Source organism: Methylobacterium sp. WL18, assembly GCF_008040015.1.
Lineage (GTDB): Bacteria > Pseudomonadota > Alphaproteobacteria > Rhizobiales > Beijerinckiaceae > Methylobacterium > Methylobacterium mesophilicum.
Genome location: NZ_VRVD01000325.1, coordinates 1 through 5,204, shown reverse-complemented (window position 1 = coordinate 5,204; position 5,204 = coordinate 1). Strand labels below are relative to the sequence as shown.

The 5,204-nt window shown below is 71.4% G+C and carries 6 protein-coding genes; 4 read left to right on the top strand and 2 right to left on the bottom strand.

Features of this window, described 5'->3' with window-relative positions; all coding sequences use genetic code 11:
• From FV228_RS19585 to FV228_RS19575, 3 genes are all read left to right on the top strand, one after another.
• Window positions 1-493: DMT family transporter (locus FV228_RS19585; RefSeq protein WP_147856149.1), on the top strand; the 493-nt coding region annotated here is incomplete at its 5' end.
• Window positions 494-607: 114 nt separating this feature from the next.
• Window positions 608-814, top strand: a complete 207-nt coding sequence (locus FV228_RS19580) for a hypothetical protein (RefSeq protein WP_007565256.1) — start codon at window positions 608-610, stop codon at window positions 812-814.
• Between the two features lie 169 nt (window positions 815-983).
• Entirely contained in the window at window positions 984-2,666 is a 1,683-nt protein-coding gene (locus FV228_RS19575; protein ID WP_147856148.1) for an acyl-CoA dehydrogenase family protein, read from the top strand.
• Window positions 2,667-2,781: 115 nt separating this feature from the next.
• On the opposite strand, the gene FV228_RS19570 is transcribed toward FV228_RS19575, so the two are convergent.
• Window positions 2,782-2,961: a hypothetical protein gene (locus FV228_RS19570; RefSeq protein WP_147856147.1), complete on the bottom strand. Its 180-nt coding sequence runs from the start codon at window positions 2,959-2,961 to the stop codon at window positions 2,782-2,784.
• Between the two features lie 119 nt (window positions 2,962-3,080).
• Window positions 3,081-4,349 (bottom strand): glycosyltransferase family 4 protein, encoded by a 1,269-nt coding sequence (locus FV228_RS19565; RefSeq protein ID WP_147856146.1) that lies wholly within the window; start codon window positions 4,347-4,349, stop codon window positions 3,081-3,083.
• A gap of 112 nt (window positions 4,350-4,461) precedes the next feature.
• On the opposite strand from FV228_RS19565, the gene FV228_RS19560 reads away from it, so the two are divergent.
• Window positions 4,462-5,204: glycosyltransferase (locus FV228_RS19560; protein WP_147856145.1), on the top strand; the 743-nt coding region annotated here is incomplete at its 3' end.

Sequence of the window (5,204 nt, the reverse complement as noted above, 5' to 3'; positions counted from 1 at the left end):
CATCCTGCTGGGCTTTGCCGGCGCCGGCCTGGTGCTCGCCCCGAAGCTCGGCGCCGCCGACCCGTCCGGGATCCCGCCGGTGGCCCTGGCGGTCAGCCTCGTGGCGGTGCTGGCCCTGACGCTGGGCACCCTCTGGCAGAAGCGCACCGGCGGCGGCGGCGACCTCCTGGCCAACGCGACCCTGCAATTCGTGGGCGGGATGGCCTGCGCGATCCCGCTGGCGCTGGCCTTCGGCCATGCCACGATCGACCCGGTGGCGCCCCTCTGGCTCGGGCTCGCCTGGGCGATCCTGGTCAACTCGGTGGCCGGGATCCTGCTGCTCCTGGCGCTGATCCGGCGGGGCGCGGTGGCGGGCGTCGCCGCCCTGTTCTTCCTGGTGCCGCCGGTGGCGGCCGTCCTGGGCTACCTGCTGTTCGGCGAGGTGCTCACCCCGGTGCAGGGCGCCGGGATGGCGGTGGCGGCGGTGGGCGTCGCGGTGGCGAGCCGGGCCTGACCCCGGGACCGTGACGCCGCAGCCCCGGAACCCTTGCAGAGGCTCGGTCTTTCGTTCGTTGCCGCCCAGCCGCCGAAGAGCCGGGCCGGATCGACCAGATCCCCGGGAGGCCCCATGAACCAGATCCTCGTCGTCGCGCTCATCTGCGCCGCCAACGTCCAGGCCCCGGACTGCTCCCGCGAGACCGCCCTCGACGTGATCACCGGGCCCGCCCACACGCTGCAGGAATGCCTGATCCAGGGGCCGGTTCTGGCGGCCAATACCGGTTTCACCGGCGAGAACGGCGCTTACGTGAAGACCCGCTGCGAGCAGAAGCGCTGAACGCGTGCGCCTGCCGTTGACGTGGATGCTGGTTCGTCACGCAGGCGCGAGTCAAAACCCCGCGGCCTTCAACTTCAGTTCAAGACGCGGCAAATGAAATCTGCTTCGGCCCCGGCGCCGGACGGGTTAGAAGTCACGATCCAATAAAACGCCACGCGAGCCAAAAACCATGTCCGCATCCCCCGCTATCCAGACCGAGCCGCAGGACGTCGTCAGCCTCGTCAAGGGCGCCGGCGAGAGCGCGAAGGCCCTCCTGGCGGAGGCCACGCGCCGGGTCCGCACGCGCATCCTCGGGACGGACGGGCGGATCGATGCCGGCAAGCTCGAGGCGCAGCAGCACGCCGCCCACGGGCTGGCCTGGCTCGCGACCTACGCCGAGGCGGTGGCCGAACTCGGCGGCTATGCCGAGCGCCTCCAGGCCGAGGGCCGGTTCGGCGAGACCGAGACGCTGCTCGTGCGGATCGGCGCGGGCGAGTACCTCGACCAGCTGTTCTCCGGCATCCCGATGAGCCAGGGCGAGATGGTCCGCCCGATCGGCTCGCTCGGCCTCTCGGCCAAGGAAGTCGGGCAGTACCGCACCGATGCGGTCGAGACCCTGATCGCCGAGGGCAACACCCCGGAGCACCGCGCCGCCCTGGTGGCGCTGATGCGCGAGGGCGGCGGCTCCGCCACGGTGGGTGCCTCGGGCCTCGACGAGGACATGGAGGCGATCCGCTCCGAGATGCGCCGCTTCGGCAAGGCCGAGGTGGTCGAGCAGGCGCATGAGTGGCACCTGAAGAACGAATACATCCCCATGGAGGTCGTCACCAAGATGGCCGAGCTGGGCGTGTTCGGCCTGACCATCCCGGAGGAATACGGCGGCATGGGTCTGCCCAAGACCGCGATGTGCGTGGTCTCGGAGGAGCTGTCCCGGGCCTATATCGGCGTCGGCTCGCTCGGCACCCGCTCGGAGATCGCCGCCGAGCTGATCCTGTGCGGCGGCACCGAGGAGCAGAAGCACCGCTTCCTGCCCAAGATCGCCTCGGGCGACATCCTGCCGACGGCCGTGTTCACCGAGCCGAACACGGGGTCTGACCTCGCCTCGCTCCGCACGAAGGCGGTGAAGGACGGCGACACCTGGAAAATCACCGGCAACAAGACCTGGATCACCCACCCGGTCCGGGCCGACATCATGACCGTGCTGGTGCGGACCAAGCCCGAGGAGAAGGGCCATCGCGGCCTCTCGATGCTGATCGCCGAGAAGCCCCGCGGCACGGACGAGGAGCCGTTCCCGCTCAAGGGCCTGTCCGGCGGCGAGATCGAGGTGCTCGGCTACCGCGGCATGAAGGAATACGAGCTGGCCTTCGAGGAACTGGAGGTCCCGGCCGCGAACCTGCTCGGCGAGGTCGAGGGCAAGGGCTTCGCCCAGCTGATGCAGACCTTCGAGTCGGCCCGCATCCAGACCGCGGCCCGGGCCATCGGCGTCGCCCAGTCGGCCCTCGACGTGGCCCTGCGCTACGCCGAGGAGCGGGTCCAGTTCGGCAAGGCGCTGGTCAGCTTCCCGCGGGTCGCCGACAAGCTCGCCATGATGGCGGTGGAGATCAACATCGCCCGCCAGCTCACCTACTTCTCGGCGCGCGAGAAGGATGCCGGCAAGCGCTGCGACCTGGAGGCCGGGATGGCCAAGCTGCTGGGCGCCCGGGTCGCCTGGGCGGCCGCCGACAACGCGCTTCAGATCCACGGCGGCAACGGCTTCGCGCTGGAATACCCGGTCAGCCGGATCCTGTGCGACGCCCGCATCCTGTCGATCTTCGAGGGCGCGGCCGAGATCCAGGCCCAGGTGATCGCCCGCCGGCTGCTCGAAGCCGCCTAAAAGTTTCAGCACCCGCACAAGGTCCGGGACCTTATGCGGGTGCTGGGCAGAGCCCGGCTGCATCGGGGCTCTGCCCCGATGGCCCCGCCAAAGGGCTGAGCCCTTTGGGAACCCGTTACTTGGTGATCTTCACCGAGACCGGGTCGCTCGACGGGAACGTCTCCTCGAGGGCGTCGTCGAGGCGCTCGTCCAGCTTCTCCTGCTTGTTGGCGGGATTGGCCTTGTCGCCCGGCTTGGCGCTGTCCTGCTGGAAGCCCGGCTTGGTCGCGTCCTGAGGCTTGTGGTCGTCGGCCATGTCTGTCGCTCGTCCGTGACGGATGCACGCTCGGTGCCTGTGCGCGTCAACGCGACGGGCCCCGGGTGTTTCCGAACTTTCCCATGGCGGCGGCTGCATTCGACCCGGGCGTTCCCGGATCAGGCGGTGGCGACCGCCTGGCCGGGCTGCGGACGCACGATTCGGCCCGGCGCGGCGGCCTCCCGCATCACCGTTTCGTAGACGCTGGTCAGCCGGTCGAGGTGGACGTCCGGGGTCAGCGGCGCAGTCCAGTAGCGGCCATGCGCGGCCCGGCCCATCCGGGCGGCGAGATCGTCGTCGGACAGGCGGCGCAGGTGGGCGGCGAGCGCGTCGGGATCGCCCGAGCGGAACCAGAACCCGGTCTCGCCGTCGACCACCGCCTCCCGGCCCGCGCAGGCGTCGCTGACGACCACCGGCGTGCCGCAGGCGAGCGCCTCGTAGACGGTGAGCGGCTGGCCCTCGTACCAGACGCTCGGGAAGACGAGCGCCCGGGCCTGCCGCATCAGCGCCTGCACGGCGGCGGGGTCGCGCCAGCCCAGCATCACCGCCTCGGGATAGCGGGCGGCGAGGTCGGCCCGCTCGGAGCCGTCGCCGACGAACACCGCCCGCACCCCGGCCCGCCGGGCGGCCTCCGCGAAGATCGGCGCCCCCTTCTCAGTGGAGATCCGCCCGACGAACAGGAAGTCCCCGGGCGGCTCCGCCCGGACCGGCGCCGGTTCCACCGCGATCGGGTTGTCGACCCGGTAAAACCGGGTGCCGGCGGGCAGCAGCGGCCGGACCACGCTCTCCTGCAGGTCGCTGATCGTGATCACGTGGGCGAACAGCTCGGGCAACCGGGCGACATGCGCGAGCCCGGCATGGCGGATCATCCGGGCGACCTTGCGCGGGTAGCTGCGGGCGTCGCAGTTCGCCAGGATGCAGGAGGCCGACATCGGCACCCGGTGGCAGATCTTCTGCTCCGGATAGGCGTAGAACCCCCCGGTCGGGCAGACCAGGAAGAACTCGTGCATCGTGTAGAGGCACGGCAGGCCGGAGGCCCGCAGGGCCGGGCCGATGGCCGGCGACAGTGCCTTGGCGAAGGCGTGGACATGGACCAGCGTGTCGCGCGGATCGCAGGCGGCGAACTCGGCCGCCAGCGCCCGGGCCGCGGCCCCGTTCCAGATCGCCTGGGCCGCGAAGGCCATCTTGCTTCGCGCCGTGGTGACGTCGTCCTGATCCAGGCAGACCACCCGGATTCCGGCGCGCTCCAGCCGCGGATCGACCGGCCCCACGGCCGCGAACAGGCTGACGCGGAAGCCCCGGGCGGCGAGACCGAGGGCGGATTCGATCGCGACCTTGGCTTGGCCGCCGTTGATCGCGGCATGATCGGCGACGAGGACGACGTGCACGTCAGGAACTCTGCCGCTCTCTTTTCGGGGCGTAAGTCTGTAACGAGCGGCGGTTGATCCTCCGTAAACCGCCCTGGACTTATCATTGCGGCAGGCCCTGCCGAGACAATGCATGCATGTCGTGATCCTCGCCGAGTTCGCGACCGCCAGCGGCGGGGCGGAGAAGGTCGCCCTGGAATCCGCCCGCGGGCTCGCCGAGGCCGGCTTGGCGGTGACCTACATCCAGGCGATCCGAGGCCCGGTCGATCCCCTGCTGGACCATCCGGGCATTGACCGGATCGAGCTCGGCCTGCCCGACATCTGGACCCTGGGCGGCGTCCGGGCGGCGGCCACCGGGATCTGGCATGCGGCCGCGGCGCGCGCCCTGGAGGCGGCGTTCCGGCACCTGCCGGCGGCGCCGGATTGCCTCCACCTGCACCAGTGGACCCGCACCCTGTCGCCGGCGATCTTCCCGGTCCTGTCCCGGCTCGGCGTGCCGGTGGTCGTCACCCTGCACGATTACGCCATGGCCTGCCCGAACGGGGTCTATTACCGGTTCGACCGGGCCGAGCCCTGCGGGCTGGCGCCGCTCTCGCCCGCGTGCCTGGCCGCGCCCTGCGACCCCCGCAGCCGGGTTCACAAGCTCGTGCGCGTCGCCCGCGCGGGGGCGCTCCGGCAGGCGCTGCACGGGCGTCCGCTCCACGTCGTCCACGTCTGCGACGCCAGCCGGCGGCGGCTCGGCGACCTGCTCGGCGGCTACGCGCTCACCCATCACCGCGTCGACAACCCGGTCCGAGTCGCGGACGGGCCGCCGGCCGACCCCGCCCGGGGCGACGCCATCGCGTATGTCGGCCGCCTGACTCGGGAGAAGGGGGC

Bases quoted from the DNA above. Each gene is read 5' to 3' on its own strand.
- FV228_RS19580 (WP_007565256.1), top strand. From the start codon at position 608: ATGAACCAGATCCTCGTCGTCGCGCTCATCTGCGCCGCCAACGTCCAG.
- FV228_RS19575 (WP_147856148.1), top strand. From the start codon at position 984: ATGTCCGCATCCCCCGCTATCCAGACCGAGCCGCAGGACGTCGTCAGC.
- FV228_RS19570 (WP_147856147.1), bottom strand. From the start codon at position 2,961: ATGGCCGACGACCACAAGCCTCAGGACGCGACCAAGCCGGGCTTCCAG.